We start from the raw sequence: 26,435 nt of genomic DNA on the forward strand, positions 1-26,435 counted from the left end.
AATCGGCAGCTTGCTGGTTGGCGAGGGCATTTTTCGGTTTGGCGTGAACTCGGCCATGGTGTTCAATGTCGGGCCTTCTTGAGATGGATGGACCATGGGCGCGTTGCTTCTCTTGTTTGCATGTCTGCTGCTCGGCGTGGCGATCGCGCGCTGGGCGCATCCGCCCGAGGGCATGGCGCGCGCGCTGAACTGGTGGGTGTTGTACGTGGCGTTGCCGGCGATCGTCCTGGAGTTGATTCCGAAACTGCATTTCCAGGCCGCGCTGTGGTTTCCGATCGCGGCTTCCTGGCTGGTGTTCTTCGGCGCCTGGGCGCTGTTCGAAGGCATCGGCCGCTGGCGCGGCTGGTCGCGTGCGCGCATCGGCACGCTGGTGCTGGTCTGCGGGCTGGGCAACACCAGCTTCATGGGCTATCCGCTGGTGCATGCGCTGCACGGCGAGGAAGGGCTGAAGCTGGCGGTCGTCGCCGATCAGTTGGGCACGTTTCCCTTGTTGGCCTCGGCGGCCATCGTGGTGGCTTCGCTCTATGCGGGCCGCAAGCCCAGAGCGCACCACGTGCTGCGCAAGATCTTCACCTTTCCCGCGTTTCTGGCCCTGTTGGCGGGCATGGTCGTGGGGCAGCTGGGCGGCTGGCCGTCGGTCGTCGATGAAATGCTATCGCCCATCGGCGCGACGCTGACGCCGTTGGCGCTGTTCGCCGTCGGCATGCAGTTTCATCTGGGCGGTGTGCGCGGTCAGGCGGGCGTGATGGCAGGAGGGCTGGGCTGGAAGCTGCTGGCGGGGCCGTTGCTCTGCCTGGCGCTGGGGCTGGCCACCGGTCTGCATGGTCTGGTGTTGACCGTGGGTGTGCTGGAGGCGGCGATGGCGCCGATGATTTCGGCGGCGATCCTGGTCAGCGAGTACGAACTGGACACCGATCTGGCCAACAGCATTCTGGGACTCGGCATTGTGTTGTCGCTGTTGACCGTGCCCCTCGGAGACTGGTTGCTGACAGGCTGAGTCAGTCGTCGCGCTGCCGATCCCGGATCGCTTCGAAATGTGCCTTGGCCTGTTGCAGGCCGCACGCGTACTTCTTGCGGATCGCTTTGATCGCTTCGATAGTCTTGCCCTCGCGCACCAGCTGCTCGATGTCCATGTCGGTCATCGGCGATGTCGGTGGCGAGAGCGTCCTGTCGTTGTGGCTGCGCAGCCATTTCAGTATGGCACCGGCCAGCGGCAGGGCCACGATCAGCCATTTGAGATCGAAACCGAGGTCCATCGTCGCCTCCTGGTATCCGAGTCGCGATCCAGCATAATCGAGACATGACCGAAGCGAACAGTGAATCGGTGCGTGCGGACCAGTGGTTGTGGGCGGCGCGCTTCTTCAAGACCCGACGTCTGAGCCGGGAGGCCATTGATGGCGGCAAGATCGAGCACAATGGCGGGCCGTGCAAGCCCTCGCGCTCGATCAAGGTCGGCGACCGCCTGCGTGTGACGCGCGGAGAGGAGCGGTTCGATGTCGAGGTGCTGGGACTCTCGGCCGTCCGAGGGCCGGCGCGGGTGGCGCAGACGCTGTACCGCGAAACTGAGGAGAGCCGCGAGGCGCGCGAAGAACAGCGGGAATTGCGTCGTTTCTCGCGCCCGGTTGCACCACAGGGGAAGCCCGACAAGCAGGCCCGGCGGCAATTGCGCCGCATCAAGGAACAGGGCTGACGGCCTCGTTCGCATGTCCGATTGCGCCTTGTTGCACAGGCACGCACACTGAACCTAGGAATCCGGATGGGAGGCAGGAACATGACAGCGATGAATATGTTCCGACGCCTGTTGGGTGGCCAAGCCGAGCGCCGTCAGGAATCACGGGTGCAGGCCGAGGCAGGCGCGTGCGTGATGGTGGTCGATGACTCTTCGACCATTCGCGCGGTACTGGCCAAGTTGCTTATCCAGGACGGCTATGCCGTGCTGCCGGTTGAGAGTGGCGAGCAGGCGCTGGAACTGGCGCGCAGCGAGCGTCCGGCGCTGATCTTCCTCGACATCGTGCTGCCGGGCATGAATGGTTTCATGGTGCTGCGCACGCTGCGCCATGACGAACGCACCCGCGACATTCCCATCGTCATGATCAGCGGCAATGCGCAGGCCACCGAGCAGTTCTATGTGCAGCGCTTCGGCGCCGACGATTTCATGAAGAAGCCATTCGGTCGTGCCGAGGTGTTCGATCGCATTCGTCGACTGGTCGAATCCGGGCGCATGGTCGCGCGGCAGGAAAGCGTCAGCGCGGCGGCCGTATCGAGCATGTCGGAAGAGGAGATGGCCGCCATCCCCGATGTGGCGATGCCCGATCCGGAAGATGTAGGTGGCGTGGATGGCGGGATGCGCGACGAAGCGCCGCGCGTCTGAACGGGTGTTCGGGTGTGATGCAGGCGTGCGGCGTACTTCGGCTTTAGTCCGTTATACTGGGCGTTTCCGGCACGCAAGTCCGTCCCCATGTTCGAATCGCTTAGTCAACGCCTTTCTTCCACCGTCCAGCGCTTGCGCGGACGCGGTCGCCTGACCGAGGAAAATATCCAGGAGAGCCTGCGCGAGGTGCGCATCGCGTTGCTGGAGGCCGATGTGGCCCTGCCGGTGGTGCAGGCCCTGGTCGACCGCGTGAAAATGCGCGCCGTTGGCCAGGAAGTCCTCAAAAGCCTGACTCCAGGCCAGGCCTTGGTGAAGGTGGTCAGCGACGAACTGACCGCGCTGATGGGGCAGAACAACGAGGCGCTGGACCTGGCTGCGCAGCCGCCGGCCGTCGTATTGATGGCGGGTCTGCAGGGCGCGGGCAAGACCACCACGGTGGCCAAGCTGGCGCGCCTGCTGAGCGAGCGTCAGAAGAAGAAAGTCATGGTGGTCAGCTGCGACGTCTATCGTCCGGCTGCCATCGAGCAGCTGAAGACGCTGGCCGGTCAGGTCGGCGTGAGCTTCTTCCCGTCCGAGGCGGGGCAGAATCCGGTCGATATCGCCAACGACGCCGTGGCAGCCGCCAGGCGCGAGTTGGCCGACGTGCTGATCGTCGATACCGCCGGCCGTCTGCACGTCGACGAGAAGATGATGGAGGAGATCCAGCGCCTGCATGCCGCGCTGGATCCGGTCGAGACCCTGTTCACGGTCGACGCCATGACCGGTCAGGACGCGGCCAACACCGCCAAGGCCTTCGCCGACGCGCTGCCGCTGACCGGCGTGGTGCTGACCAAGACCGACGGCGATGCCCGCGGCGGTGCGGCGCTGTCGGTGCGCTACATCACCGGCAAGCCGATCAAATTCCTCGGCGCCGGCGAGAAGACCGATGCGCTGGAGCCCTTCCATCCGGATCGTGTGGCGCAGCGTATTCTCGGCATGGGCGACGTGCTCAGTCTGGTCGAGGAAGTCGAGCGCAAGGTCGACCACGAGAAAGCACAGAAGCTCGCCAAGAAGGTCATCAAGGGCAAGCGCTTCGATCTGGTCGACATGCGCGATCAGCTCGAGCAGATGATGAACATGGGTGGCCTGGCCGGGCTCATGGACAAGATGCCGGGCATGGGTCAGCTTCCCGAGGCGGTGAAGCAGAAGGCCAACGACGGCGAGATCAAGCGCATGATCGCGATCATCAACTCGATGACGCAGAAGGAACGCCGTCATCCGGACCTGCTCAAGGGTTCACGCAAGGCGCGTGTGGCGCGTGGTTCCGGTACGCAGCCGGCCGACGTCAATCGCCTGTTGAAGCAGTACATGCAGATGTCGAAGATGATGTCCAAGTTCGGCAAGGGCAAAGGCAAGGGCCTGATGCGCCAGATGCGCGGCGCCATGAAGGGTATGGGCGGGGGCGGCGGCATGCCACCCATGCGCTGAGGCGTACAAGAAAAGAGCGGAATGGGCGGGGGCCGGGCCGGGCGAGACATCCGGCTTACGCCTTTCACCTTTTCTGCATGTGTCTTTTCTTGCCCCTAAGGTCTTTCTTTTTCGAGTTTTTCCGCTAAAATGTCGCGTTTACTACGCACCGTCGCGTGCGGCTGCCGGGTGTCCGGCAACTTCGGAGTTGAAATCAATGGTTAAGATTCGTCTTGCGCGCGGCGGCGCCAAGGGCCGTCCGTTCTATCACATCGTCGTGACCGATCAGCGCAACAAGCGTGACGGCCGCAACATTGAGCGTCTGGGCTACTACAATCCGGTGGCTTCCGGCGCCGACAAGCGTCTGGAGCTGGACGTGGACAAGGTCAACACCTGGGTGTCCAAGGGCGCGCAGATGTCGGACAAGGTTCGCGCTCTGCTGAAGGAAGCCGGTAAGCAGCAGGCTGCTGCCTGAGCATGACCGGTGCCGGTCGACGCGTCCCTGTGGGGCGCATCGTCGGGCTGTCGGGCGTACGCGGCGCGGTCAAGCTGGAATCCTGGACCGATCCGCGCACGCGCATCTTCGATTACCAGCCCTGGCTGCTTGTGAAAGCGCCGGGTGAGGAAACGGAGGTGGAAGGCGTCACGGGGCGCGAGCAGGGCAAGGGCATTGTCGCCGTCTTGCCTGGCGTCGAAGGCCGTGAGCAGGCCGCCGAATGGATCGGCAGCGACATCCTCGTTCCACGCGAGGCGCTGCCGGAACCGGAAGACGGCACGTATTACTGGTGCGACCTGGAGGGGCTCGAGGTCGTGACCGTGCAAGGCGTCCCACTGGGGCGTGTGCAGCATCTTTTCGCGACCGGCGCCAATGATGTCATGGTGGTGCGCGGTGGTGGCAAGGAACATCTGGTTCCGTTCGTGCAGGAAACCTACGTGGTTTCCGTCGATCTCGAAGCCAAGCGCATCGAAGTCGACTGGGACCCTGATTTCTGACGAGTGGAATGGAACGGCGCGGCGCATGCGTCGCGGCAGACGGTAGAAGGCGGCACGTGGCTGCCGGGACGGTGGGACGACATGCGGATCGACGTCATCACACTGTTTCCCGATTTCGTCCGACAGTGCAGCGAAGTCGGCGTGGTCGGGCGGGCGCAGCAACGGGGCTTGCTTCAGGTGGAAACCTGGAATCCACGCGATTTCGCCACCGACAACTACCGTACCGTGGACGGACGTACCTTCGGTGGCGGTCCGGGCATGGTGATGATGATCGAACCGTTGCGCGCGCTGTTCGGCGCGTTGCGGAAAGCGTCGGATGAACCGGCGCATGTGGTCTACCTCAGCCCGCAGGGAGCGCGGCTGACGCAGGACAGGGTGCGCAAGCTGGCTGCCAGGCCGCGCGTGGCACTGCTCTGCGGGCGCTACGAGGGCGTGGACGAACGCCTGCTGGCGCACGAGGTAGACGAGGAAATTTCCGTCGGCGACTACGTGTTGTCCGGCGGCGAGCTGGCCGCGGCGGTGGTGATTGATGCCGTGGGTCGGTTGCAGGACGGCGCATTGAACGATGCGCAGTCGGCGCAGCAGGACTCGTTCTCGGACGGCCTGCTGGACTGCCCCCATTACACGCGTCCGGAGACGGACGCGCTGGGGTCGGTGCCGCCGGTGCTGCTGGGCGGGGATCACGCGGCCATTCGCCGCTGGCGCCGCAAGCAGTCACTGGGTCGGACCTGGCTGCGTCGGCCCGACCTGCTGGCGCAGTGCGTGCTGGATGAGGAATCCCGCGCATTGCTGGACGAATTCCGTCGCGAGTATTTCGCGACACAACAACTTGAGGCCGGGACCGGGCCCCAGGACTGAAAACATCGGTGGTATGCCATGAACAAGATCATTGAACAGTTCGAATCCGAGCAGATGACCCGCAAGCTGCCGGACTTCGGCCCCGGCGACACCGTCGTGGTCAACGTGAAGGTGAAGGAAGGCAACCGCGAGCGCGTGCAGGCGTTCGAGGGCGTCGTCATCGCCAAGCGCAACCGCGGCCTGCATTCGGCCTTCACTGTGCGCAAGATGTCGCACGGCACCGGCGTCGAGCGCGTGTTCCAGTCGCACAGCGCGCAGATCGACTCCGTGCAGGTCAAGCGCAAGGGCAAGGTGCGCGGCGCCAAGCTGTACCACCTGCGTGGTCTGGAAGGTAAGGCCGCACGCATCAAGGAAGACATTGCTGCCGCCCAGGCTGCCAAGGCTGCGGCCAAGGCCGAAGCCGCCGCAAACGCTGCCGCTTCCGAGTAAGTTCGCCAGCCGGCGATGCAAACGAAAAGCCGCGCAGTAGAGCTGCGCGGCTTTTTTTGCGTGCCTGTCGTCCGTGACTTTCCGAGGCGCGCTTCGGTTTGGTCCGCCTCCTGCGGAACGTGATTTCTGCGATCAGGTCGAAGTGGGTTTCTTGCCAGCGTTTTTGTCGTCGCCGAGAGCGAACTTGATCGGGATCTTGACCCACGCCGTGACAGGGTTGCCCTGGGCGTCGCGCGCGGGTTTCACCGTCCACGACGACACGGCTTGGACGGCGGCATCGACTAGGGCAGGCGCGACCTTGCCCGGTTCGGGTTTGGCGCTGAGAATGCGACCGTCTGTGCCAACCTTGGCCAGCACGATGACGGTGCCTTCCTGACGGTTCTTCTTCGCCGACTCCGGATAGACCGGTGCCGGCGGCATGTGGCCCTTGGCGAATACGACCGGCGCGGTGGCGGGTTTGCTCTCGTGGCTGGAGGCCTGCATGGCGTGCGCGGCGAATGCGCTGCCAGCGATCAGCAGGGTCAGCGCGACGAGGCCGCTGCGGGTGCGTGTAGCGTGATGGGCGCGGGTGTGGATCATGCGTAGTCTCTCCTTCAGGTGCGGCTCGTCGAGCCAGGTGGCCAGAGCCGGAATGGCCGGCCGTTCGATGCCACGCAGCAATGCGTGGGCGTAGTCGCGGCGATCACCTGGACGTGCGCGCAGCACGCAGGCGTCACATGCCAGTTCCTGATCCATGCGGAAGCGGTTGCGGGCGAATCCGATGAATGGATGGAACCAGAGCAGGGCGCACAGCGTCTCGGCGAGCAGGTTCCACCAGGCGTCGCCGCGACGCAGATGGGTCTGTTCGTGCAGCAGGATCAGGCGCTGCTGACGACGCCCGAAGCGCGAGGCGAAATCGGCGGGCAGCAACACGCGACTCGGCCAGCCCGCGATCACGGCGGGTCCCAGTGGATGCGTGCGGACCCTTGTTGCGGGGAAGGTTGGCAGCACCCGTTGCAGTTGCTGCCGCAGGGCGTCAGGCAGCGGGCTCATGTCCCGACGCACGCGCACGAATTGCCACAGCAGTCGAAGCATCCGGGCGACGGCAACGATCGCCCAGACCATCATCAGCATGCTTGCCACGTGCAGGTTCGAGCCACCGGTCGCCTGATGGACGCCCGTGGCATGCAGTGTCGGTAACGTCACACTCCAGTGCGGCGTCCAGGAAGCCGTCGGCAGGCACGGAGCGAGCGCGGTCGCCAGCGGAAGCAGCCAGGCTCCGTACGCGCTGCGGGCACCAAAGTGTCTTCGCAGCGTGCCGCGTAGGGCGAGAGTCAGCGCCATTCCGCCGGTGAAGCCCAGCAGCATCGGTATCGCCAGCGTGCTCATGCGTCCCCCTCCTCGCGATCGATGTCGTCGAGAAGCCTGCGTAGCGCGGCGATGTCGTCCTCGCTGAGTGCCTCGTGTTCACGGAAATGCGCCAGCATCGGCGCGACGCGGCCGCCGAACAGCCGGTCGATCAGGCTGCGGCTCTCCTGGCTGACATACTCTTCGCGACGCACTGCGGGCTTGTAGAGGTAGCGCCGGCCGTCGCGTTCGTGCGTCAACGCACCTTTGCGCAGCAGGCGGTTGAGCAGGGTGCGGATGGTCTTGTCGTGCCAGTCGGTATGGTCGGCCAGCGCGGCCACGACGTCGTCCGCACTGAGCGGCGACCGCGACCACAGCACATCCATGACGCGGCTTTCGGCTTCGCTGATGGCAATCTTCGGCATGGGTATTACACACGTAATCAAGTTGATTTCAGATTACGCGTGTAATTCTCGATGTCAAGCGTAAAGATCAGTCGGCGGCAAGCCGTGTCTCGGGTGGACACGTGAAAACCCGGTCATATCGCACGCGGCGTATCTCCGCCGACATGCGTGGAGCGACTTCAGGCCATGTCGTAGGCGATGATCTTTTCCGGCTCTTGCAGGAAGTTGCCTTGCACGAAATCCACGCCACAGGCGAACAGCAGCGGTGTGCTGGCGGCGTCCTCGACCCATTCGGCCACGGTCAGCTTGCCGGCTTTCTGCGCCTTGATGCAGATTTCGGCGATCTTGTCGCGGTTCTCTGGATTCTGCGTCAGCTTGCTCATGAAGCTGCGATCGATCTTCAGATAGTCCGCGTCGACGTGCTGCAGAACCTGGAAGGAATTGAGGCCCGAGCCGAATTGCTCCATGGCGAACTGGGCACCCGTTTCCTTCAGCGCGTTGACGAAATCCTGCGCCGGTTTCAGCGTGGTCAGCACTTTGCTCTCGGGCATCTCGATCACCAGTGAGCCGGGACGGATGTTTGCGTCGGCGATACGCTTGGACAGCCAGGGCATCAGGGATGGGTCCTGCAGCGACTGCGGCGAGAGCTTGACGAAGTAGGTTGCGATCCGCTTCTCGCGGGCGCACTCCACCAGCATGTCGATCACCTGGCCCAGCACCCAGCGGTCGATTTTCGGCATCAGCCCTGCATGCTCGGCGACCGGCAGGAAGTAGCGCGGCAGGACCTCTCCATTGGGGCCGTTCATGCGCAGCAGGATCTCCGAGAACTCGCCCTCTGCGTCCTGCAGACTGATGATCTGCTGCTGGTAGAGAATGAAGCCGTCGGTCTCGAGCGCTTCCCGCACCAACTCCAGCCAATGCTGTTCGCGGGCGGCTTCTTCTTTTTCGCTGGCGGCGGGGTCGTGAATCTCGCTACGGTGCCCACCCTGGGTTTGCGCGCTGTGCAGCGCGTTGCTGGCCTGCTCCAGCAGTTCGCGTGTGTTGGCGTTCTTTTCACCGAGAAGGGCGCCGCCGACGCTCAGGTTCAGTGTGATGGAGTTCTGCCCCGCCTCGATGATGCCGTCGTCGCCCACGGAGAGCAGCGCGTCGACCAGAGCCTGCACGTCGCTGTCGCTGTGCTCGCGGAGAAGAATGCCAAGGGTGTGGTCGCCGAGGCGTCCGGCGATCTGGTTGTCGGCAAGGCGCTTCTCGATGCGCTCGGCGAGGCCGGCGATCAGCGCGTCGGTATTGGCCAGTCCGATGCCTTCGACGATCGATTTCCAGTTGTCCGGCTCGATCAGCAGCAGCGCCTGATTTCCCGTGCCCTTGGCGGCGTCGCCCACGGCGTCCTCGATCATTTCCAGCATGCGCGAGCGGTTGTACATACCGGTGACACTGTCGCGCTGCAACTGCTCGATCAACTCCGGGCTGACCGCCTTGCGGCGGAAGATGATCTGCAGGCACGGCTCGCCTTCGAAGGTGGCCTGGGCGAACTCGGCCGAGGCGTCGAAGGTTTCACCCTTGCCGTTGACAGCCTTCAGTTCCACGCGCTTGGGTGGCTTCTCTCCGCGTGAGAGGCGCTTCAGCAGAGCCTTGAAGTCGTCGGCGTTCTCGCTGGCGACCATGTCCAGCAGCGTCAGCCCCTCGACTTCGTCGAAGCTGTCATAGCCGAACAGTTCCAGGTAGGCGCGGTTGGCGCGCACATGCATGCCTTCGTGCACATAGGCGATGGCGTCACGGGAGGAGTCGAGCAGCGCGTCGCAACGGCGTTCGGATTCGCGCAGCGAGGCTTCCAGCTGACGCACTGATCGGCGTGTGCTCAGCGCTGCGAACTCACGCTGGATGACCATCAGCGTCTGCTCGGGTTCCGAACGCAGCGCCACGCTGCGGACCTTGGCAGCGAACAGGGACGAAACGACGTCGTTGTCGATCTCGTCGACGATGCCGGTCAGCGCGAAATCCTTGCCCGTTGCTTCCAGGTGGCGCGCGATTTCGGCGATATCCAGATCGCGAACCCCGGGGTTGACCAGCACCAGGTCCGGCACGAGTTCCTGCAGGGCGTGTTCCAGCTCGGCCTCGTTGGTGGCCCGCGAGGGTCGCACGGCAATGCCGTGATTGCGGAGGAGGCTGATGGTGTGCTCGGCGTTCTCGACCGAATCTTCGATGAACAGGATGCGGATGACGTTGTTCTGCTTCATGCCGGGGGGAGGTGGTCCGTGAGGGCGGCTGCATGCCGCAGTGCATCATGATGCGGTTGTACTCCATTCGTACAACCATTGCCAGCGAGGTTCCACGCTATCAGACATCCATTCGTGGCGCTGCGAACCGTGGAAGAGAACGGAGTCATGGACGCTCGACCGGGCGCTTGGCCGGGTCGCCCGCGACTTCGCGTACCAGGCGAGGCAGCAGGAACCCGGGCAGGCGGTCACGCATGTGGGCGAGAAGCTCCAGGGCGCGCGCATCGTCGATCTCGAAATGCGCGGCTCCCTGGACGCGATCGAGCTGATGCAGGTAGTAGGGCAAAACGCCGCACTCGAACAGCCGCGAGGACAGGTCGCATAGGGTATCGCCGTCGTCGTTGACGCCGCGCAGCAGCACGGACTGGTTGAGCAGGGTCACGCCGGCGGCGCGCAGGCGTGTGCAGGCGGCGGCGACGGTCTCGTCCAGTTCGCGGGCGTGATTGGCGTGAAGCACCACTACTTTCTGCAGGGCGAGACTGCCCAGCCACGCGATCAGCGTGTCGTCGATGCGTTCGGGTAGCACGACCGGCAATCGCGTGTGCAGCCGTAGGCGGCGCACGTGGGGAAGCGTGTCCAGTTGCGTGGTCAGCTCGGTGAGTTTGGCTGTGGACAGCGCGAGTGGGTCGCCGCCGGACAGGATCAGCTCCTCCACGTCCTGGTGCGTTCGAAGATAGTTCAGCGCCTCGCGCCAGCCCGCGGCGGCGGCGATTTCCTCGCCGTACGGGAAGTGGCGGCGGAAGCAGTAGCGGCAGTTGACGGCGCATGCGCCGCTGGCGATGAGCAGGGCGCGACCGCGATACTTGTGCAGTACGCCATGTGCGGAACGGGCATCCATGTCGCCAACGGCGTCGGCGGCGTAGCCCGGCGTCTCGTCGCATTCGGCCAGTTGCGGCAGCACCTGAAGCAGCAGCGGGTCGCGCGGATCGCCATGACGCATGCGGGCGATGAAACTGCGCGGTACGCGCACGGCGAATCCGGCGTCGGCATCGGGCAGCGATTCGGTCAGGGCGTCCAGGCCCAGCAGGTTCAGCAGTTCGCGGGCGTCGGTCACCGATTCGCGCCAGTGGTGGCGCCAGTCCTTGGACGGCGATTGCTGCGCGGACAGGGGGCTTGCGGTTATCATGGGCAGTCTTGGGGGCGGCGTATGACGCGTCGCTCGAAAGGTATTCATTGTAGCCGCGACGCGCGGCTTTTTCGTATCGGAGCAACCGCATGGCCACCTATGGTCTGAACGACGTCAAGAACGGGCTGAAGATTCTGGTCGACGGCGACCCCTACACCATCGTCGAGGCCGACTTCATCAAGCCCGGCAAGGGGCAGGCCTTCACCCGCATCAAGATCCGCAACCTCAAGAACGGCCGCGTGATCGAGAAGACCCTGAAGGCCAACGAGACGGTCGAGGGCGCGGACGTGATCGATACCGACATGCAGTTCCTGTATTCGGACGGCGAGTTCTGGCACTTCATGGAGCCGAACACGTTCGAGCAGCATCAGGCCGACAAGACCGCCATGAGCGAGACTGCGCAGTGGCTGAAGGGCGAAGAGGATTGCGTGGTGACACTGTGGAACGGCACGCCGCTGTCGGTGACGCCGCCGAACTTCGTCGAGCTGAAGATCACCGAGACCGATCCCGGCGTGCGCGGCGACACCTCTGGCGGCGGCGGCAAGCCGGCCACGCTAGAGACCGGCGCCGTGGTCCGCGTGCCGCTGTTCGTCAACCAGGATGAGATCATCAAGGTCGATACCCGCAGCGGTGAGTATGTCAGCCGCGTGAAGTGACGTATCCGCGCCGCGGTTTCGGCCTGCGGCGCGATCATGCCTGCCCGGCGCGGAGCCGGGATGTTCCCGCGCAGCATGCGGTCCGGTCGCGATCGGCATGCTGCGCGACAAGTCGATCCGGCCCTGCCGGCGACGCACCGATCCGGTGGCTTCGGCAGGGCAGTTCCCATCGCATGCCCTTGCCGAGGTGCCCGTGAACGAAACCGCAGCCCAACCTATCGACCTGCTGATCGAAGCCCGCTGGGTCGTGCCGGTGGAGCCGCACGGCGTGGTGCTCGAGAACCATGCCGTGGCGGTGCAGGGCGATGCCATCGTCGGTCTGCTGCCCACTGAGGAGGCCCGTGCGGCCTACGTGCCGAAGCAGACCGTGACGCTGCCGGCGCACGCCCTGATTCCCGGCCTGGTCAACGCGCACACGCACAACCCGATGACGCTGCTGCGCGGCCTGGCCGACGACCTGCCGCTGATGACCTGGCTGGAGGAACACATCTGGCCGGTCGAGGGCAAGGTGATGGGGCCGGAATTCATCCGCGACGGCGTCGAGCTGGCCATTGCCGAGATGCTGCGCGGCGGCACCACCTGCGCCAACGAGAACTATTTCTTCCCGGACACCATCGCCGCGACTTACAAGCATCACGGCTTCCGCGCCGTGGTCGGTCTGCCGGTGATCGAGTTTCCCAGTCCGTGGGCCAAGACGCGCGACGAGTATTTCGAGCGGGCACTGGCCGTGCACGATGAACTGCGTGGCAGCGAACTGCTGACCACCGCCTTCGTGCCGCATGCTCCGTATACCGTCTCGGACGACAGCTTCGAGCGCATCCGCGTGCTCGCCGACCAGCTCGACATCCCGGTGCATCTGCATCTGCACGAGACGCAGAAGGAAGTCGACGACGCCAAGCGCGAGAGCGGTCTGCGACCGTTCCAGCGTCTGCAGAAGCTGGGGCTGGTCAACGACCGGCTGATCGCCGTGCACATGACGGCCGTGACGGACGCCGAGATCGCCGCCTGTGCAGAAGCGAACGTGTCCGTGGTGCACTGCCCGGAGTCGAACCTGAAGCTGGCGTCCGGCTTCTGTCCGGCGGAAAAATTCCGGCAGGCCGGCGTGAATCTCGCCATCGGCACCGACGGTTGCGCGTCCAACAACGATCTGGACATGTTCGGCGAGATGCGTACCGCGGCGCAGTTGGCCAAGGCCGTGGCCCAGAAGGCGGATGCCTTCGATGCCACCTTCGCATTGCGTGCGGCGACGCTCAACGGCGCCAAGGCGATGGGGCTGGGCGAATGCATCGGTTCCATCGAGGTCGGCAAGCAGGCCGATCTGGCGGCGGTGCGCCTGGATGCGCTGGAATCGCAGCCGCTCTACGACATCGCTTCGCAGCTGGTCTACGCCACCGGCCGCCATCAGGTCAGCGACGTCTGGATTGCCGGTCAGCGCAGGCTTGCCGACCGCGAGCCTGTCGGCATGGACATCCCCGATCTGCTTGGGCGCGTGCGTGCCTGGCGTGAGCGCATCGCGGCCATCTGAGCCCTTGCGGGCATATAGACTCCGCACTTTCTGTCCCCGAACGCCATGAATCGCTACCTCGTTCTGACGCTCCGCAACCCGCAGTTCGATCCCGACATGATCGATCCGCACTATGCCTTTCTCGATCGTCTGCGCGAGCAGGGGCGCCTGGAGCTGGCCGGTCCGTTCGGCGATGGGATGGGCGGTGCCTATCTGCTGCACGCCGGGGATATCGACGAAGCGACGGCCATGGCACATGAGGATCCCCTGCATCGTTCCGGATCCTCGACAGTGACCGTGCGCGAATGGGCGGCGAAGTAAGATTCGTCGTCATGCACCTTACGGAGAGATCACGATGACGACCGGCAATGTCAGCGCCGAGGAAATTGCCCGCTTCGACAAGCTGGCTTCGCGATGGTGGGATCCCGATGGCGAGTCGCGCCCGCTGCACGACCTGAATCCGGTGCGCACGGCCTTCGTTGCCGATCGCGTCCGGCTGGCGGGTGCGCGCGTGGCCGATGTCGGCTGCGGTGGCGGTCTGCTCAGCGAATCGCTGGCGGCGGCCGGTGCCGATGTGGTCGGCATCGATATGGGAGAGGCCGTGATCGACATTGCCCGGCTGCACCTGCACGAGTCGGAACTGAAGGTCGACTATCGCGTGCAGTCATCGGCCGAGTTGGCAGCGGCGGAGCCGGAAAGCTTCGATGCTGTCTGCTGCATGGAATTGATCGAGCACGTGCCCGATCCGCATGCATTGATCGCCGATCTCGCGGCGATGCTGAAACCGGGCGGACGACTGTTCCTGTCCACGCTCAACCGCACGCCGGCGGCGTTCGGCGCGGCCATTCTGGGTGCCGAATACGTACTGCGCATGCTGCCGCGCGGCACACACCACTATGCGAAGTTCCTGCGGCCCTCGGAGTTGGCGCGGAGTCTGCGCGACCAGGGACTCGAACTCGACGAGGTGCAAGGTTTGAAGTACAACCCCATGAATCGAAAGGCTTCATTTTCCTCATCCACGGCCGTGAACTACATTCTCGCGGCGCACAAACCGGCATGAAGACGCTGCCTGAATCCCTGTCCGGCGTGCTGTTCGATCTGGACGGCACCGTGCTCGACAGCGCCCCGGACCTCTTTGCCGCCCTGTGTGAGCTGTGCGCGGAGAAGTCTTTCCCGCTGCCCGACTACGCGCCGGTGCGCCAGGTCGTTTCGCGTGGCGGTCGAGCCATTCTGAAGGCCGGCATTCAAGAGCTGGATGAAGATCAGGTCGAGGCCTTGCTGCCGCGTTTCCTGGCCTGCTACGCCGAGCGGATGGGGACCGATTCGCCGCCGTTTCCGGGCGTATCCGCGTTGCTTGAGGCGCTGGAGGCGGACGAGGTCCCGTGGGGCATCGTCACCAACAAGGCCGGATTCCTGACGGACCCGCTGCTCGAACGCGTGGGTCTGGCGTCTCGCGCCGCCGCCGTGGTCTGCGGCGACACGCTGCCTGTTCGCAAGCCCGATCCCGCTCCCGTGCTGTTGGCGTGCGAGCAGGCGGGCATGGAGCCGTCGCGCGCGGTGTTCGTGGGCGACGATGAACGCGACGTGCAGGCCGGCCGCGCAGCGGGTCTGTTCACCGTTGCGGTGGCCTGGGGCTATCTCGACGGCGGCGACCCGCATGCCTGGGGCGCGGATGCCGTGGTCGAGGATGCGGCGGCGCTGCAGGCGCTGCTGCGGTTGAAGGTATCCGCGTGAGCGACGACGCCCTGCACAGCTATCTGCAGAAGTGGCTGCAGGCACAGCCCGCGCAGCGCTTGGCGTTGCCGTTCGTCGACGAGAGCGGTCAGGCCGGGCATCTGGCGCTGGCGGCTCTGGAGCAGGAATGGGTCGACGCCGCCTACGGCATCCGTGAGTCGCATGTCGCCCAGGTGAAATTGAATTGGTGGGCGGAGGAGCTCTCCGGCGCCGCGGCCAGCGGCGGACGTCATCCGCTGACGCAGGTCCTGTTCGCCGCCCCCGAGATTGCCCGGATCGAGCCGTCGGACTGGCTGGCGCCGATCCAGGCTGCGATGGCACAGCAGGATCTGCCCACGCCCGCCGATTTCGCGGAGCAGCGCACGCGTGCACAGGCTTTTCACGGTGCGTGGGCGAATCTGGAGACACGCTGGTGGTTCGGCGTCGAAGCGGAGGCCTCGCGTGCCGGGATCGCGGCGACGGCCGATCATCTCCTGCATGCGCTGGTCTGGCTTGACACGCAGGTCGATCACGACCGGTTGGCGCTACCCATGGCACGTCTGGCGCGGCACGGACTGGACCGGTCCGCGCTTGCGTCCGACAGTGCCGAACGCCGCGCCGCGCTGCGCGACCAGCTCGACGACATTGCCGCACTGCTGCGCGATGCGCAGGCGCATGCGGGGCCGCTGAGTCTGTTCCGCGGGCTGCAAATGCGCGAGAATGCACGACTTATCCGACGCGCTCGCCGCGCGGCCGACCCGCTGGCACGTCTGCGCGAGGCGCGGGCGAAACCGGCACCGGGCAGCGTGTTCCGCGCCTGGTCCGCCGCGCGCGCATGGCGGCGACAGGCCCGCATCTGAACGCAGCGTTCGCCGGGCGCGCGCATTGCACCGGCGAAATCCGGCCCCATATCGCGTAAGGTTCTGCGGGACGGACTTTTTTTCCGAACCGTGCCAGGCTCCTCCGAGGACACACGACACATGGCCACCGACGACAACACCGCACGCGCATTGCCCGACGACGCGCACCAGGCGCAGGCCCAGGTGGCCGGCACGCTGGACTGGGTCGGCATGGATGGCATCCAGGCGCCGTTGATGATCGCCGATGCGGACGGGCAGACCCAGCGCGTGGCCGCGCGCATCGATGCGCATGTGAATCTGCATCGCCCCGAGGCGCGCGGCATCCACATGTCGCGCCTGTATCTGCTGGTGGAGCAGGCCCTGACCGCGGAGCCGCTGGCACCGTGCATGCTGCGCAAGCTACTGAACGGTTTCCTGGAGACGCACGCCGATCTTTCCGATCGCGCACGTCTGCGCATCCGCTTCGAGCATCTGCTGCGCCGTTCCGCCTTGAAGAGCGAGCACAGTGGCTGGCGCAGCTATCCGGTCACCGTCACCGCGACCATGTGCGACGGCGAGATCGATGTGGAGCTGGCGGTCGATGTCGTCTACTCCTCGACCTGTCCGGCCTCGGCGTCGCTGTCGCGACAGCTCATCCAGCAGCAGTTCGCGAAGGATTTCGCCGACGGCGAAGCGCTGGATCGCGCGGTGATCATGGACTGGCTGGGCAGCGCCCAGGGCATGGTCGCCACGCCGCATGCGCAGCGCAGCACCGCGACACTGCGGCTGCGCATGGCCCCGGCGTTCGGTTTCGCGCTGGAGTCGATCATCGATCGCGTCGAGGACGCTCTGGGCACGCCGGTGCAGACGGCCGTCAAGCGCGAGGACGAACAGGCTTTCGCTCTGGCCAACGGACAGAATCTGATGTTCTGCGAGGACGCCGCACGCCGCATCCAGGCGGCCTTGAATGCCGACGAGCGTATCGCCGACTTCGCCGTGCGCGTGGCGCACCATGAGAGCCTGCATCCGCACGACGCCGTGGCCCATGCCAGCAAGGGCGTGCGCGAGGGCTATCGCGCGGACGCGTTCGACGACTGACGACGGCAACCGGGCGCGGCGTTTGCAGCGGCGTTACAATAGGGGTTTCATCGACCCTATCGGAGCCTGCATGGCCGCTCGCCTCAATCCGCTCGATCTCTACGATGTCCGTTCGCTGCTCTCCGACGAAGAGCGCATGGTGCAGGACAGCGTCGCCCGCTTCACCGATGAGAAAGTGCTTCCGATCATCGGCGATTGCTTCGACCAGGGGCGTTTCCCGACCGAGCTGATCCCCGAGATTGCCGGACTCGGTCTGCTCGGCGCGACCATCCCCGAGGAATACGGCGGCGCCGGCATGAATGGCGTCTGCTACGGCCTGATCTGCCAGGAGCTGGAGCGCGGCGATTCCGGCCTGCGCAGCTTCGCCTCGGTGCAGAGCTCGCTGTGCATGTATCCGATCTTCGCCTACGGCAGCGAAGAGCAGAAGCAGCGCTACCTGCCGAAGATGGCGGCGGGCGAGATCATCGGCTGCTTCGGCCTGACCGAGCCGCACGGCGGTTCCGATCCGGCCAACATGAAGACGGTCGCGAAAAAGGACGGCGACGACTGGGTGCTCAACGGCGCCAAGATGTGGATCACCAACGGCAACCTCGCGCACATCGCCATCGTCTGGGCGCAGACCGACGACGGCATCCGCGGCTTCATCGTGCCCACCGACACCAAGGGCTTCACCGCCCAGGAAGTGCACAAGAAGATGAGCCTGCGCGCCTCGGTCACTTCGGCGCTGTTCCTCGACGACGTGCGCCTGCCGGCCGACGCGATCCTGCCCAATGTGAAGGGTCTGAAGGGCCCGCTCGGCTGCCTGACGCAGGCGCGCTACGGCATTACCTGGGGGCCGATCGGCGCAGCGCAGGCGTGCCTGAAGGAAGCCCTGGACTACACCGGCGAACGCATGCTGTTCGGCCGCTCGCTGAATTCGAACCAGGCCATCCAGCTGAAGCTGGCCGACATGGCCCGACGCATCACTGCCGCGCAGTTGATTTCGTTGCAGTTGGGCCGACTCAAGGACGCCGGCGCGATGGCGCCCACGCAGGTCTCGCTGGCGAAGTGGAACAACGTGCGCATGGCCATCGACATCGCGCGGGAATGCCGCGACGTGCTTGGCGGCGCCGGCATCACCACCGAGCACGCGGCCATCCGCCATGCGCTGAATCTGGAATCGGTCATCACTTATGAAGGCACTGAAACCGTTCATCAGCTCGTGGTCGGTCGCGAACTGACCGGCATCAACGCGTTCTGAGATTCCCATGGACAAGCCGCGCATCGAGACCGAGCGCCTGATCCTGCGTCCGCCGCTGCGGGAGGATTTCGACGCCTATGCCGCCAACATGGCCGATGAAGAAGCCTCGCATTTCATCGGTGGGCTGCAGAGCCGGCCGGAGGCGTGGCGCGGCTTCCTGCAGGTGGCCGGTGCCTGGGAGATCCAGGGCTTCGCCATGTTCTCGGTGATCGAAAAAGCCAGCGGCCGCTGGGTCGGCCGGCTCGGTCCGTGGTTTCCGGAAGGCTGGCCCGGGCCGGAGGTCGGTTGGGGCATTGTGCGCGACGCCTGGGGCAAGGGCTATGCGACCGAAGGCGCGGTGGCGACCATGGACTACGCCTTCGATGTGCTGGGCTGGGAACGTGTGATCCATTCCATCGCGCCGGACAATACTGCTTCGCAGGCCGTCGCGCGAAAGTTGGGTTCGCGTTGTCTCGGCCCTGGCGTCCTGCCGGAACCCTACGCCGACAAACCCATCGAACTGTGGGGGCAGTCGCGCGAGGATTGGCGAGCGAGGCGAAAACAGAAACCATGAAGGTGTTCGCGTCGCGGATCGAGACCGATCGCCCGGCTTCGCGCCCGCCGCGAGCCGGCGATTTAGATGCACGGCGGCGTCACGTGGAGGAGGTGGCATGACCGCACCTCGCATGCGCGAGCCGGACGCTTGGCGGTTTTCCTGCGATGGACATGTCCCCAACCATCCGCAGTTTCCCGTGCTGCACTACCCGGGCGTCCTGCCGGAGGGCCCGGACCGCGCGGCGAGGTTCGAGGCGCTGTTCGCCACCCATCATTGGCCCCCGGCCTGGCGCGCCGGCATCTATCCCTGGCATCACTACCACGCGACGGCGCACGAGGCGTCCGGTATAGCCAGCGGTCGGGCGCGCCTGCGCCTGGGCGGCGCTGAGGGACGGGATGTCGAGGTCGTCGCCGGAGACGTGCTGGTGCTGCCAGCGGGTACCGCGCATTGCGGACTGGAGGCCAGCGACGATTTCGTCGCGGTCGGCGCCTATCCGCAGGATGCCGACGTGGATATGCATCGCGCGTCCGAGACGCTGCCGGCGTCCATCTTCACCCTGATTCACAACGTGCCGCATCCGGACGCCGATCCGGTCTCGGGTCGTGAAGGCCCTCTGATGCGCTTGTGGCCGCGGACCTAGCGGTCGCGGCCGAGTTTCTCTTTTCCACGCATTGCACTGGATCACGCATGACCGTCAGCCAACGCCCCATTCCCGCTCGCCACAAGGGCTTCAACCGCGCAGAGATCGTCGACCAGAATTTCACCGAGTTCGTGCAGCACTGGCAGGGTGAGGTGAACGCGCCGCCGGCCGACGAGGCGCCGGTGCTTCCGGGTAGCGAGTTAAGCGCGCGGGGGTTCCGCGAGTTGTTCGAGTCGCAGCTGGTCAGCCGTCATCTCGACCTGATGGCGCGCGTGCTGCGGGTCAAGAACAAGGTGTTCTACACCATCGGTTCCTCGGGGCACGAGGGCAATGCGATGGTGGCGCGGCTGACGCGCCACACCGATCCGGCGTTCCTGCATTACCGCTCCGGTGCGTTCATGGCCGAGCGTTCGCGCAAGCTGCCGGGCATCGACCCGGTGCGCGATTCCGCGTTGTCGTTCGCCGCCAGCAAAGAGGATCCGGCTTCGGGCGGTCGCCACAAGGTGTGGGGCAGCAAGCCGCTCTGGGTGCTACCGCAGACTTCGACGATCGCTTCGCATCTGCCCAAGGCCTTCGGTACGGCCATGGCCATCGACCAGGCCGTGCGTCTGGGCCACGCGCTGCCGATTCCGGATGATTCGATCACGATCTGCTCGTTCGGCGACGCCTCGTCCAACCACGCCACCGCACAGACAGCCTTCAACGCTGCGGCCTGGGCGGCCTACCAGAAGCTGCCGGGGCCGGTGCTGTTCGTGTGCGAGGACAACGGCATCGGTATCTCGGTGAAGACACCGGGTGGCTGGATCGCCAGCAATTTCCAGCGCCGTTCCAATCTGGACTATTTCTACGCCGACGGTCTGGATCTGGCGCACGGCTACGCCGGTGTCGCACGCGCCGTCGAGCATTGCCGGCGCACGCGTCGTCCGACCTTCCTGCATCTCAACACCACGCGCGTGATGGGCCACGCCGGCACCGATTTCGAGATCGAGTGGCGCTCGATCGAGGAACTGGTGGCGCTGGAGGCCAGCGACCCGTTGCTGCGTTCGGCCGCCATCGCGCTGGAGTCGGGGCTGTACACCCGCGAGGACGTGCTCGATCTCTACGAGCGCACGCGTGCGCGCTGCTTCGAGGCGGCCGAGCAGGCCGATACCCTGCCCAAGCTGGAGACGCTGGACGAGGTGATGCGTCCGCTCGCGCCGTACACGCCGGATGCGGTTCGCGCCGAGGCCGAGCGCACCGATTTCGAGGCGCGTCGTGTCGAAGTGCACGGCGGCCAGGGCAAGCTGCCGGAGAACCTGCCGCCGCGACATCTGGCGATCCAGATCAACCAGGTGCTGCACGAGTTGATGGCGAAGTACGACCAGGCGCTGCTGTTCGGCGAGGACGTCGCGCAGAAGGGCGGCGTCTACACGGTCACCAAGGGGCTGCGCAAGGCGTTCCGCGGTGCGCGCGTGTTCAACACGCTGCTGGACGAAACCACGATTCTCGGTCTGGCCCAGGGCTATGCCAACCTCGGCTTCCTGCCGATTCCGGAGATCCAGTATCTGGCCTACCTGCACAACGCTATCGACCAGATCCGCGGTGAGGCGTCCAGCCTGCAGTTCTTCTCCAACGATCAGTTCCGCAATCCCATGCTCATGCGCGTGGCCAGCCTGGGCTATCAGAAGGGGTTCGGCGGCCACTTCCACAATGACAACTCGATCACCGCGCTGCGCGACATCCCCGGACTCGTGGTCGGATGCCCCTCGCGCGGCGACGATGCCGTGACCATGCTGCGCACGCTGATGGCGCTGGCCAAGGTGGATGGCCGCGTGTGTGCCTTCCTGGAACCGATTGCCCTGTACATGACCAAGGATCTCCATGAGGCCGGCGACGGCGCGTGGCAGTTCGACTACCCCGCGCCGGGCGAGGCGATGACGCTGGGCGACGGACGCGTCTACGAGGACGATGCGGAGGATCTGGTCATTTTCACCTACGGCAACGGTGTGCCGATGGCGCTGCGCGCAGCGCGGACCATCGAGCAGGCGCAGGGCTGGAAGACGCGGGTGGTCGACCTGCGCTGGCTGGTGCCGCTCAACGAGGCCTTCATTGCGGAGCAGGCGAAACGGGCGCAGCGCATCATCGTGCTTGACGAGGGGCGTCGTTCCGGCAGTGTGGGCGAGGGCATCGTCACGGCCATCGTCGAGGCCGGTTTCGGCGCGACGCCGTTGCGCCGAGTGACCGGCGCGGACACCTTCACGCCGCTGGCTGGCGCGGCTTTCTGCGTGCTGCCGGCGGAGAAGGACGTGGTGGCGGCCGCGGCGGAACTGGCCTGAGACAGTGTCGATGGACGCCGATTACGAAAAAGCCGGCGCGAGGCCGGCTTTTTCGTGCATGAGGGCAGGAATCACTTGCCCTTGTTGATCACGGTCGGTGCCAGGCGCTGCTTCTGCGGCACGACGATCACGCGTGGTGCGTAGGGGTAGTAGTAGGGGCTCCAGTATCCGCTGCCCCAGAACGGCGACGGTCCCCAGAACGGGTCGTACCACGGGTCGCGGTAGACAGTCGTGTAGCGCGGCCGCTTCGGCCACAGGTAGACCGTGTTCGCCTCCAGGCGCGGATAGGGGTAGTCGTACTTGCCGACCTTCTCCGAGACGATGCCATGCAGGGTGCCGGTGAAGGTGACTTCCCGCCCGCGGACGAAGATTTCCGGGTCGTAGAAGCCGCTGTGACAGGCCACGAAACGGCCTTCGCCCGAAACGTTCACGCGTGGGCGAGCGCTGGCGTCGAGCGGGTGGGCGAGGACGTAGAAGCAGGTATGGCCGGCCTCGGGTTCGGTGCGAATGATCTGGCCGCCCCAGCGCACTTGAGCGGTGTTGCTGGCGCCACTTCGAGCCGCTTGCGGCGTCACCTGCGCGTAGGTGCCTTCGAGGGGCTTGGGGATGGTGGCGCAAGCGCCAAGCGTCAGAGCACCTGCGGCGACAAGGGCGAGTTTCCAGCTGGACATGAGTGTCTCCATGCGGGGCGAGTGGGGGCGAACGCGTGGGGCGGTTCGTCGTTCATTGGACCGCTGGGCGCGGCGTAAATTCCCGCACGCGTCGGGTGAACGCGCGCACGGCGCTAGTTTCCGCTTCCGTCTGCGCATATCGCAAGTCCAGATAGCTCTGAAGCAGCGTTTCCAATCGGTCGCGTTCATGCGGAAGCTCCCGTGCGGCGCGGGTCAAGTAGTCGCGCGGTCCCTCGGCGAGACCGCGCTGGATACCCCGTCGCGCCAGTCGTCGCTGCAGCAAGTGCATCGCGCGGTCCAGCGGATCCTGGCGACGTTTTCGCCACAGCGCGAGTCCCAGGCCGGCCGTCAGCAACACGCTGACGCTGATGGCCAGGGCCACGCCCAACGTGCGACTGTCGGCCTCCTGTACGCCGAACGGTTTCAGCAGCCCGCGCTGACGCAGGTCGTCGAATCCGGTAACGGCCTGGTTCCACCATCGGTTGACAATGTCCCAGCGGTTGCGGATGTTTTGCAGCCAGGACGCCTGGTACCACTCACGCGAAGCGCCCGCGGCGGCGGCCGATCCGAGATCGACCCGCTCCGGCCGCACGGCGGCGGTGGGATCGACGCGGACCCAGCCGCGGTTGGGCATCCATACTTCGCTCCAGGCATGAGCATCGGACTGACGCACGAGCAGGTAGTCGCCCATGGGGTTCCAGTAGCCGCCCTGATAACCGGTCACCACGCGAGCGGGAATGCCCGCAGCGCGCATGAGGAAGGTGAATGCCGAGGCGTAGTGCTCGCAGAAGCCCTGGCGCGTCGAGAAAAGGAAGTCGTCGACCGTATCCCGTCCCAGCGGCGGTGGCGTCAGGGTGTAGCGGAAGCCGCCGTCGTGGAAGAGCTTCAGTGCGGCATTGACGATGGCTTGTGGCTGATCGCCGTATTCGCGACGCCATGTTTCAGCCAGTGCGCGCGCACGCGGATCGAAGCCTTGCGGCAGCAGCAGGGCACGATGGCGATCGTTGGCGCTCAGTTGTGGCGCCAGCACGTGCACCGTGCTTGAGCGCATTTGGTAGTGGTACAGCGAGCGGATGCGGCTCGCGTGCAGCAGCGTGCGCGCTTGTGTGAAGTGCGCATCCCGTGGCGGATCGATCGGCGTGTCCAAGGCGAACAGCCAGTGCTGTTGCGTCGGTTGCAATGCAATCTGGTAGCGATAGACGCCGCCGAGCACGCGCATGGGTTCGGCTTGCGGGCGCAAGGCTTCGGGGGTATGCGGCGAGGCGTCATGCGCGGCGCTCCAGCGCCGGCCATCGAAGCGCCACAGAACCGGGCCGCGGAAATAGCGTTGCGCCGGCGGCGGAGGCGGGCCGTCGAAACTGACCCGGAAGGCAGGGCTGTCGTCGATCAACAACTGCGTGAAGTCGCCCGGCGCCATGCTGCCGGACACGCCGGTCCGCGCCGGTCCGCTGGACGGCGCGCCCCAGAGCGGCGAGCTCAGGCGCGGAATGAACAGGAAGCCGGCCAGTGCCAGCGGCAAGGCCAGCGTAGCCATGCGCAGCACGCCTCCCAGCTGCATGCGCCAGCGCAATGAAGCGTGGCCGGGCTCCAGTGCGCTCAATGTGGCCAGCGCCGGAATCAGGCCGAGCGCGACGAACAGCGTCGGCAGCAGGGTCTGGCTGAACAGCAGGGCGCTCATCAGTCCGAAACAGGCGAAGGCGACGCCGACGCGCGCGTCGCGCGTGCGCTCGGTTTCCAGCAGTTTGAGCACCAGCATGCCGGCGATGAGTGCGCTGCCGGGCTCCTGACCAAAAAGACTGCCGTACTGGGCGATCACGCCGGCCGGCAGCGCCAGCGTCAATGGCAGGCGTATGAGCCAGGAGACGCGCCCACCGCGAAAGCGCCGCTGCATCCAGCGTCCCGCCAGCAACACGCTAAGTCCCGCGCTCCACCACACCGGCAGGTGCGGCGCATGGACGGCGACAACCGCGGCCATGGTCAGGCACAGCAGGTCGAAAGCGCGCCGATCCAGCATGTGGTCGTCGGTTGCGCGATGTGAACCGAGGGTGCGTGCGAAAAGCTTCATGGCAGCAAGGCCAGTGCCGACATGCAGCGATGATAGTGTTCGCTGCCGCTGCCCGGTCCCAGCTTGGTGTCGGGCAGGCGCAGCGTCCAGCGCTCGCCGTGTGCATGCGCTTCGATCACCCAGCGCGTCAGTCGCGCGATGCGCTGTTCGTAGCTCAGACCGCGTATCCGCTGCCAATCCAGCATGCGCGCGTCGCGCGCATCCGGGCGATCGAGTTCACGCACCAGCAGATCGTGGTGACGTGCCGAGAGCTTCCAGGCAATGTGCTTGATCGGGTCGCCGGCGCGATAGTCGCGCAGGCCCGCCAGTTCATCGCCGTCGCGCGGTGAGCGGCGCGAGGTGTGTTCGTCGATGCCTTCGGCAGGCGGCCCATCCGTTTCCGGAGCAGGGTAGACCAGAAGCGCGATATCCGGATGCAGCCAGCTCCACGCGCGGAACAATCCGAAGGGCCAGGTAGTCGACGCGCGGATGCGCGGCAGTTTCATCCAGCCGCGTGACCGGGTCGGCAGCGACAGCGTCACCGATTCGTCGGCGCGCGCGAAACTGGCGTGCACGTGACCGCCAAAACCATCCAGTTGCAATGCCGTGCGCGGTCGACCGCCAGCGTCCAGCCGGACCTGCACGGAAAGGTTCTCGCCGGCGCGGACCGGTTCGGCGCGAATGGCGCAGACACGCAGGCCATCGAGGTCCCGGAACGCGGTCAGCATGCTGTTTACGGCGATGCCGCCCAGCAGGCAGGTCAGCAGCAGTGCCGAGTTGTTGGCATAGTTGAGCGCGCCCACCAGCATCACCAGCAGCACCGTGGCGAAACCGACGCCGAAGCCGGTCGGGAGAATGTAGATGCGGCGTCGACCGAGTTCGATCGGCAGCGTTTCCGGGCGCTTCATCCTCGTCAGCGCCGGCAGACGACGCTCGATGCGCTGGCGCAGACGCGCGAACCGGACGGCAGCTTGTTCGCTTCCGTCCGTGTCCACCGGACTCATTCCACTGCCACCGTGTCCAGCAAGGCGCGCGCCAGCGCTTCGCGGCTCGCGCCCTTGCCCGGGATCAGGCGATGCGCGGCCACCGGCACGAACAGCGCCTGCAGGTCCTCGGGGATCACGTAACCGCGGCCTTCCATCAGGGCCCAGGCGCGCGCGCCGGCGAGCAGGGCCAGTCCGGCGCGTGGGGACAGGCCGACGCGGATGTCGTCGTGCTGGCGGCTGGCGGCGAGTAGGCGCTGCAGGTAGTCGAGCAGGGCCGGGCTGGCGGTGATGGCATGCGCGCGTTGCCGCAATTCGATGATGCCGGCGGCGTCCAGGCGTGGCTGCAGGCGTGCCAGCACGTCGCGGCGATCCTCGCCGGCGAGCAGGTCGCGCTCGGCGCGCGCATCGGGATAATCCAGGCTCAGCCGCAGCATGAAACGATCCAGCTGCGAGTCGGGTAGCGGAAAGGTGCCGGCCAGGTCCAACGGGTTCTGCGTCGCCACCACGTAGAACGGCTGCTTCAGCGTGTGCGTGCGCCCATCGATGGTGACCTGGCCTTCGGCCATCGCTTCGAGCAGGGCGCTCTGCGTTTTCGGCGTGGCGCGATTGATCTCGTCGGCCAGCAGTAGTTGGGTGAAGATCGGGCCGGGATGGAATCGGAACGCATCCGTCTCGCGTTCGTAGACGCTGACGCCGATAATGTCCGACGGAAGCAGGTCGCTGGTGAACTGGATGCGTTGGAAGGCAAGATCGAATGTGGCCGCGACGGCGTGCGCAAGCGTGGTCTTGCCCACGCCGGGGATGTCCTCGATCAGCAGGTGGCCACCGGCGAGGATGGCCGCGACCGCCATGCGCACCTGTTGCGGCTTGCCGAGCAGGACACCGTTGATCTGGTCGAGCGCATGCTGCAGCGATGCAGGAAGGTGGGCGTGGTTCTGGGGTGCGGTGGCATCCATCAACAGGTT

General features: G+C 65.8%; 28 protein-coding genes. 19 read left to right on the plus strand and 9 right to left on the minus strand.

What is annotated here, in order from left to right; translation table 11 throughout:
- Nucleotides 1-94 precede the first annotated feature (94 nt).
- Nucleotides 95-997, plus strand: a complete 903-nt coding sequence (locus tag BTJ49_RS13080) for an AEC family transporter (protein ID WP_206098420.1) — start codon at nt 95-97, stop codon at nt 995-997.
- 1 nt (nt 998) lies between these two features.
- On the opposite strand, the gene BTJ49_RS13085 is transcribed toward BTJ49_RS13080, so the two are convergent.
- The gene (locus BTJ49_RS13085) at nt 999-1,256 is read right to left on the minus strand and encodes a hypothetical protein (protein WP_113065865.1); all 258 of its coding nucleotides are present in this window, start codon (nt 1,254-1,256) and stop codon (nt 999-1,001) included.
- Nucleotides 1,257-1,300: 44 nt separating this feature from the next.
- On the opposite strand from BTJ49_RS13085, the gene BTJ49_RS13090 reads away from it, so the two are divergent.
- The 7 genes from BTJ49_RS13090 (at nt 1,301) to rplS (ending at nt 6,097) form a co-directional block, all read left to right on the plus strand.
- Nucleotides 1,301-1,690, plus strand: a complete 390-nt coding sequence (locus tag BTJ49_RS13090) for an RNA-binding S4 domain-containing protein (RefSeq protein WP_113065866.1) — start codon at nt 1,301-1,303, stop codon at nt 1,688-1,690.
- A gap of 90 nt (nt 1,691-1,780) precedes the next feature.
- Nucleotides 1,781-2,371: a response regulator gene (locus BTJ49_RS13095; protein ID WP_240151523.1), complete on the plus strand. Its 591-nt coding sequence runs from the start codon at nt 1,781-1,783 to the stop codon at nt 2,369-2,371.
- A gap of 87 nt (nt 2,372-2,458) precedes the next feature.
- Complete coding sequence (gene ffh, locus BTJ49_RS13100) at nt 2,459-3,838, plus strand: signal recognition particle protein (protein WP_113065868.1); 1,380 nt, start codon at nt 2,459-2,461, stop codon at nt 3,836-3,838.
- A 196-nt stretch (nt 3,839-4,034) separates the two neighbouring features.
- The gene (gene rpsP, locus BTJ49_RS13105; protein WP_113065869.1) at nt 4,035-4,292 is read left to right on the plus strand and encodes a 30S ribosomal protein S16; all 258 of its coding nucleotides are present in this window, start codon (nt 4,035-4,037) and stop codon (nt 4,290-4,292) included.
- 2 nt (nt 4,293-4,294) lie between these two features.
- Nucleotides 4,295-4,810, plus strand: coding sequence for a ribosome maturation factor RimM (gene rimM, locus BTJ49_RS13110; protein ID WP_113065870.1), 516 nt, complete (start codon nt 4,295-4,297; stop codon nt 4,808-4,810).
- Nucleotides 4,811-4,891: 81 nt separating this feature from the next.
- A complete protein-coding gene (gene trmD, locus BTJ49_RS13115; RefSeq protein WP_113065966.1) occupies nt 4,892-5,668 on the plus strand; it encodes a tRNA (guanosine(37)-N1)-methyltransferase TrmD in 777 nt (258 codons plus the stop codon).
- Between the two features lie 18 nt (nt 5,669-5,686).
- Nucleotides 5,687-6,097, plus strand: coding sequence for a 50S ribosomal protein L19 (gene rplS, locus BTJ49_RS13120; protein ID WP_113065871.1), 411 nt, complete (start codon nt 5,687-5,689; stop codon nt 6,095-6,097).
- Nucleotides 6,098-6,229: 132 nt separating this feature from the next.
- Here the strand turns inward: rplS and BTJ49_RS13125 are convergent, their stop codons facing one another.
- From BTJ49_RS13125 to epmB, 4 genes are all read right to left on the minus strand, one after another.
- Entirely contained in the window at nt 6,230-7,465 is a 1,236-nt protein-coding gene (locus BTJ49_RS13125) for a TonB family protein (RefSeq protein ID WP_113065872.1), read from the minus strand.
- Nucleotides 7,462-7,839: a BlaI/MecI/CopY family transcriptional regulator gene (locus BTJ49_RS13130; protein ID WP_113065967.1), complete on the minus strand. Its 378-nt coding sequence runs from the start codon at nt 7,837-7,839 to the stop codon at nt 7,462-7,464. Before BTJ49_RS13130 ends, BTJ49_RS13125 begins: the two co-directional genes overlap by 4 nt.
- A gap of 167 nt (nt 7,840-8,006) precedes the next feature.
- Entirely contained in the window at nt 8,007-10,064 is a 2,058-nt protein-coding gene (locus BTJ49_RS13135; protein WP_113065873.1) for an EAL domain-containing protein, read from the minus strand.
- 145 nt (nt 10,065-10,209) lie between these two features.
- A complete protein-coding gene (gene epmB, locus BTJ49_RS13140; RefSeq protein ID WP_113065874.1) occupies nt 10,210-11,229 on the minus strand; it encodes an EF-P beta-lysylation protein EpmB in 1,020 nt (339 codons plus the stop codon).
- Nucleotides 11,230-11,318: 89 nt separating this feature from the next.
- Between epmB and efp the strand changes: the two genes are divergently transcribed.
- The 11 genes from efp (at nt 11,319) to BTJ49_RS13195 (ending at nt 21,769) form a co-directional block, all read left to right on the plus strand.
- Nucleotides 11,319-11,885, plus strand: a complete 567-nt coding sequence (gene efp / locus BTJ49_RS13145; RefSeq protein WP_113065875.1) for an elongation factor P — start codon at nt 11,319-11,321, stop codon at nt 11,883-11,885.
- Nucleotides 11,886-12,078: 193 nt separating this feature from the next.
- A complete protein-coding gene (locus tag BTJ49_RS13150; protein ID WP_113065968.1) occupies nt 12,079-13,410 on the plus strand; it encodes a TRZ/ATZ family hydrolase in 1,332 nt (443 codons plus the stop codon).
- A gap of 45 nt (nt 13,411-13,455) precedes the next feature.
- Entirely contained in the window at nt 13,456-13,710 is a 255-nt protein-coding gene (locus BTJ49_RS13155; protein WP_113065876.1) for a YciI family protein, read from the plus strand.
- Nucleotides 13,711-13,744: 34 nt separating this feature from the next.
- Nucleotides 13,745-14,449, plus strand: a complete 705-nt coding sequence (gene ubiG / locus BTJ49_RS13160) for a bifunctional 2-polyprenyl-6-hydroxyphenol methylase/3-demethylubiquinol 3-O-methyltransferase UbiG (protein ID WP_113065877.1) — start codon at nt 13,745-13,747, stop codon at nt 14,447-14,449.
- A complete protein-coding gene (gene gph / locus BTJ49_RS13165; protein WP_113065878.1) occupies nt 14,446-15,123 on the plus strand; it encodes a phosphoglycolate phosphatase in 678 nt (225 codons plus the stop codon). Before ubiG ends, gph begins: the two co-directional genes overlap by 4 nt.
- Entirely contained in the window at nt 15,120-15,962 is an 843-nt protein-coding gene (locus BTJ49_RS13170) for a squalene/phytoene synthase family protein (RefSeq protein WP_113065879.1), read from the plus strand. The genes gph and BTJ49_RS13170 overlap by 4 nt, the downstream gene beginning before the upstream one ends.
- 120 nt (nt 15,963-16,082) lie before the next feature.
- Complete coding sequence (gene folE2, locus BTJ49_RS13175) at nt 16,083-17,039, plus strand: GTP cyclohydrolase FolE2 (RefSeq protein WP_113065880.1); 957 nt, start codon at nt 16,083-16,085, stop codon at nt 17,037-17,039.
- 70 nt (nt 17,040-17,109) lie between these two features.
- Entirely contained in the window at nt 17,110-18,279 is a 1,170-nt protein-coding gene (locus BTJ49_RS13180) for an acyl-CoA dehydrogenase family protein (protein WP_113065881.1), read from the plus strand.
- Between the two features lie 7 nt (nt 18,280-18,286).
- A complete protein-coding gene (locus BTJ49_RS13185; RefSeq protein ID WP_206098421.1) occupies nt 18,287-18,832 on the plus strand; it encodes a GNAT family N-acetyltransferase in 546 nt (181 codons plus the stop codon).
- Nucleotides 18,833-18,929: 97 nt separating this feature from the next.
- Complete coding sequence (locus tag BTJ49_RS13190; protein WP_240601834.1) at nt 18,930-19,454, plus strand: cupin; 525 nt, start codon at nt 18,930-18,932, stop codon at nt 19,452-19,454.
- 47 nt (nt 19,455-19,501) lie between these two features.
- Nucleotides 19,502-21,769 (plus strand): thiamine pyrophosphate-dependent enzyme, encoded by a 2,268-nt coding sequence (locus tag BTJ49_RS13195; RefSeq protein ID WP_113065883.1) that lies wholly within the window; start codon nt 19,502-19,504, stop codon nt 21,767-21,769.
- Between the two features lie 71 nt (nt 21,770-21,840).
- Here the strand turns inward: BTJ49_RS13195 and BTJ49_RS13200 are convergent, their stop codons facing one another.
- Genes BTJ49_RS13200 through BTJ49_RS13215 form a run of 4 tightly spaced genes read right to left on the minus strand, consistent with a single transcriptional unit; the run spans nt 21,841 to nt 26,426 of the window.
- Nucleotides 21,841-22,440, minus strand: coding sequence for a Slp family lipoprotein (locus BTJ49_RS13200; RefSeq protein ID WP_113065970.1), 600 nt, complete (start codon nt 22,438-22,440; stop codon nt 21,841-21,843).
- Between the two features lie 52 nt (nt 22,441-22,492).
- On the minus strand, nt 22,493-24,505 hold the full coding sequence (locus BTJ49_RS13205; RefSeq protein WP_206098422.1) for a DUF3488 and transglutaminase-like domain-containing protein: 2,013 nt from the start codon (nt 24,503-24,505) through the stop codon (nt 22,493-22,495).
- Complete coding sequence (locus tag BTJ49_RS13210; RefSeq protein WP_113065884.1) at nt 24,502-25,488, minus strand: DUF58 domain-containing protein; 987 nt, start codon at nt 25,486-25,488, stop codon at nt 24,502-24,504. Before BTJ49_RS13210 ends, BTJ49_RS13205 begins: the two co-directional genes overlap by 4 nt.
- Nucleotides 25,485-26,426 carry a MoxR family ATPase gene (locus BTJ49_RS13215; RefSeq protein ID WP_113065885.1) on the minus strand — a complete coding sequence of 314 codons (942 nt, stop codon included), beginning with the start codon at nt 26,424-26,426 and terminating at the stop codon, nt 25,485-25,487. Before BTJ49_RS13215 ends, BTJ49_RS13210 begins: the two co-directional genes overlap by 4 nt.
- Nucleotides 26,427-26,435: the final 9 nt, after the last annotated feature.

The organism is Oleiagrimonas sp. MCCC 1A03011, assembly GCF_003267965.1.
Classification (GTDB): domain Bacteria; phylum Pseudomonadota; class Gammaproteobacteria; order Xanthomonadales; family Rhodanobacteraceae; genus Oleiagrimonas; species Oleiagrimonas citrea.

Bases quoted from the DNA above. Each gene is read 5' to 3' on its own strand.
- ubiG (WP_113065877.1), top strand. From the start codon at position 13,745: ATGACGACCGGCAATGTCAGCGCCGAGGAAATTGCCCGCTTCGACAAG.
- BTJ49_RS13215 (WP_113065885.1), bottom strand. From the start codon at position 26,426: ATGGATGCCACCGCACCCCAGAACCACGCCCACCTTCCTGCATCGCTG.
- BTJ49_RS13155 (WP_113065876.1), top strand. From the start codon at position 13,456: ATGAATCGCTACCTCGTTCTGACGCTCCGCAACCCGCAGTTCGATCCC.
- folE2 (WP_113065880.1), top strand. From the start codon at position 16,083: ATGGCCACCGACGACAACACCGCACGCGCATTGCCCGACGACGCGCAC.
- BTJ49_RS13195 (WP_113065883.1), top strand. From the start codon at position 19,502: ATGACCGTCAGCCAACGCCCCATTCCCGCTCGCCACAAGGGCTTCAAC.
- BTJ49_RS13205 (WP_206098422.1), bottom strand. From the start codon at position 24,505: ATGAAGCTTTTCGCACGCACCCTCGGTTCACATCGCGCAACCGACGAC.
- gph (WP_113065878.1), top strand. From the start codon at position 14,446: ATGAAGACGCTGCCTGAATCCCTGTCCGGCGTGCTGTTCGATCTGGAC.
- BTJ49_RS13090 (WP_113065866.1), top strand. From the start codon at position 1,301: ATGACCGAAGCGAACAGTGAATCGGTGCGTGCGGACCAGTGGTTGTGG.
- BTJ49_RS13125 (WP_113065872.1), bottom strand. From the start codon at position 7,465: ATGAGCACGCTGGCGATACCGATGCTGCTGGGCTTCACCGGCGGAATG.
- trmD (WP_113065966.1), top strand. From the start codon at position 4,892: ATGCGGATCGACGTCATCACACTGTTTCCCGATTTCGTCCGACAGTGC.
- rplS (WP_113065871.1), top strand. From the start codon at position 5,687: ATGAACAAGATCATTGAACAGTTCGAATCCGAGCAGATGACCCGCAAG.
- BTJ49_RS13080 (WP_206098420.1), top strand. From the start codon at position 95: ATGGGCGCGTTGCTTCTCTTGTTTGCATGTCTGCTGCTCGGCGTGGCG.
- BTJ49_RS13180 (WP_113065881.1), top strand. From the start codon at position 17,110: ATGGCCGCTCGCCTCAATCCGCTCGATCTCTACGATGTCCGTTCGCTG.
- BTJ49_RS13095 (WP_240151523.1), top strand. From the start codon at position 1,781: ATGAATATGTTCCGACGCCTGTTGGGTGGCCAAGCCGAGCGCCGTCAG.
- BTJ49_RS13185 (WP_206098421.1), top strand. From the start codon at position 18,287: ATGGACAAGCCGCGCATCGAGACCGAGCGCCTGATCCTGCGTCCGCCG.
- BTJ49_RS13085 (WP_113065865.1), bottom strand. From the start codon at position 1,256: ATGGACCTCGGTTTCGATCTCAAATGGCTGATCGTGGCCCTGCCGCTG.
- epmB (WP_113065874.1), bottom strand. From the start codon at position 11,229: ATGATAACCGCAAGCCCCCTGTCCGCGCAGCAATCGCCGTCCAAGGAC.
- rimM (WP_113065870.1), top strand. From the start codon at position 4,295: ATGACCGGTGCCGGTCGACGCGTCCCTGTGGGGCGCATCGTCGGGCTG.
- BTJ49_RS13190 (WP_240601834.1), top strand. From the start codon at position 18,930: ATGACCGCACCTCGCATGCGCGAGCCGGACGCTTGGCGGTTTTCCTGC.
- ffh (WP_113065868.1), top strand. From the start codon at position 2,459: ATGTTCGAATCGCTTAGTCAACGCCTTTCTTCCACCGTCCAGCGCTTG.
- BTJ49_RS13200 (WP_113065970.1), bottom strand. From the start codon at position 22,440: ATGTCCAGCTGGAAACTCGCCCTTGTCGCCGCAGGTGCTCTGACGCTT.
- rpsP (WP_113065869.1), top strand. From the start codon at position 4,035: ATGGTTAAGATTCGTCTTGCGCGCGGCGGCGCCAAGGGCCGTCCGTTC.
- BTJ49_RS13210 (WP_113065884.1), bottom strand. From the start codon at position 25,488: ATGAGTCCGGTGGACACGGACGGAAGCGAACAAGCTGCCGTCCGGTTC.
- BTJ49_RS13135 (WP_113065873.1), bottom strand. From the start codon at position 10,064: ATGAAGCAGAACAACGTCATCCGCATCCTGTTCATCGAAGATTCGGTC.
- efp (WP_113065875.1), top strand. From the start codon at position 11,319: ATGGCCACCTATGGTCTGAACGACGTCAAGAACGGGCTGAAGATTCTG.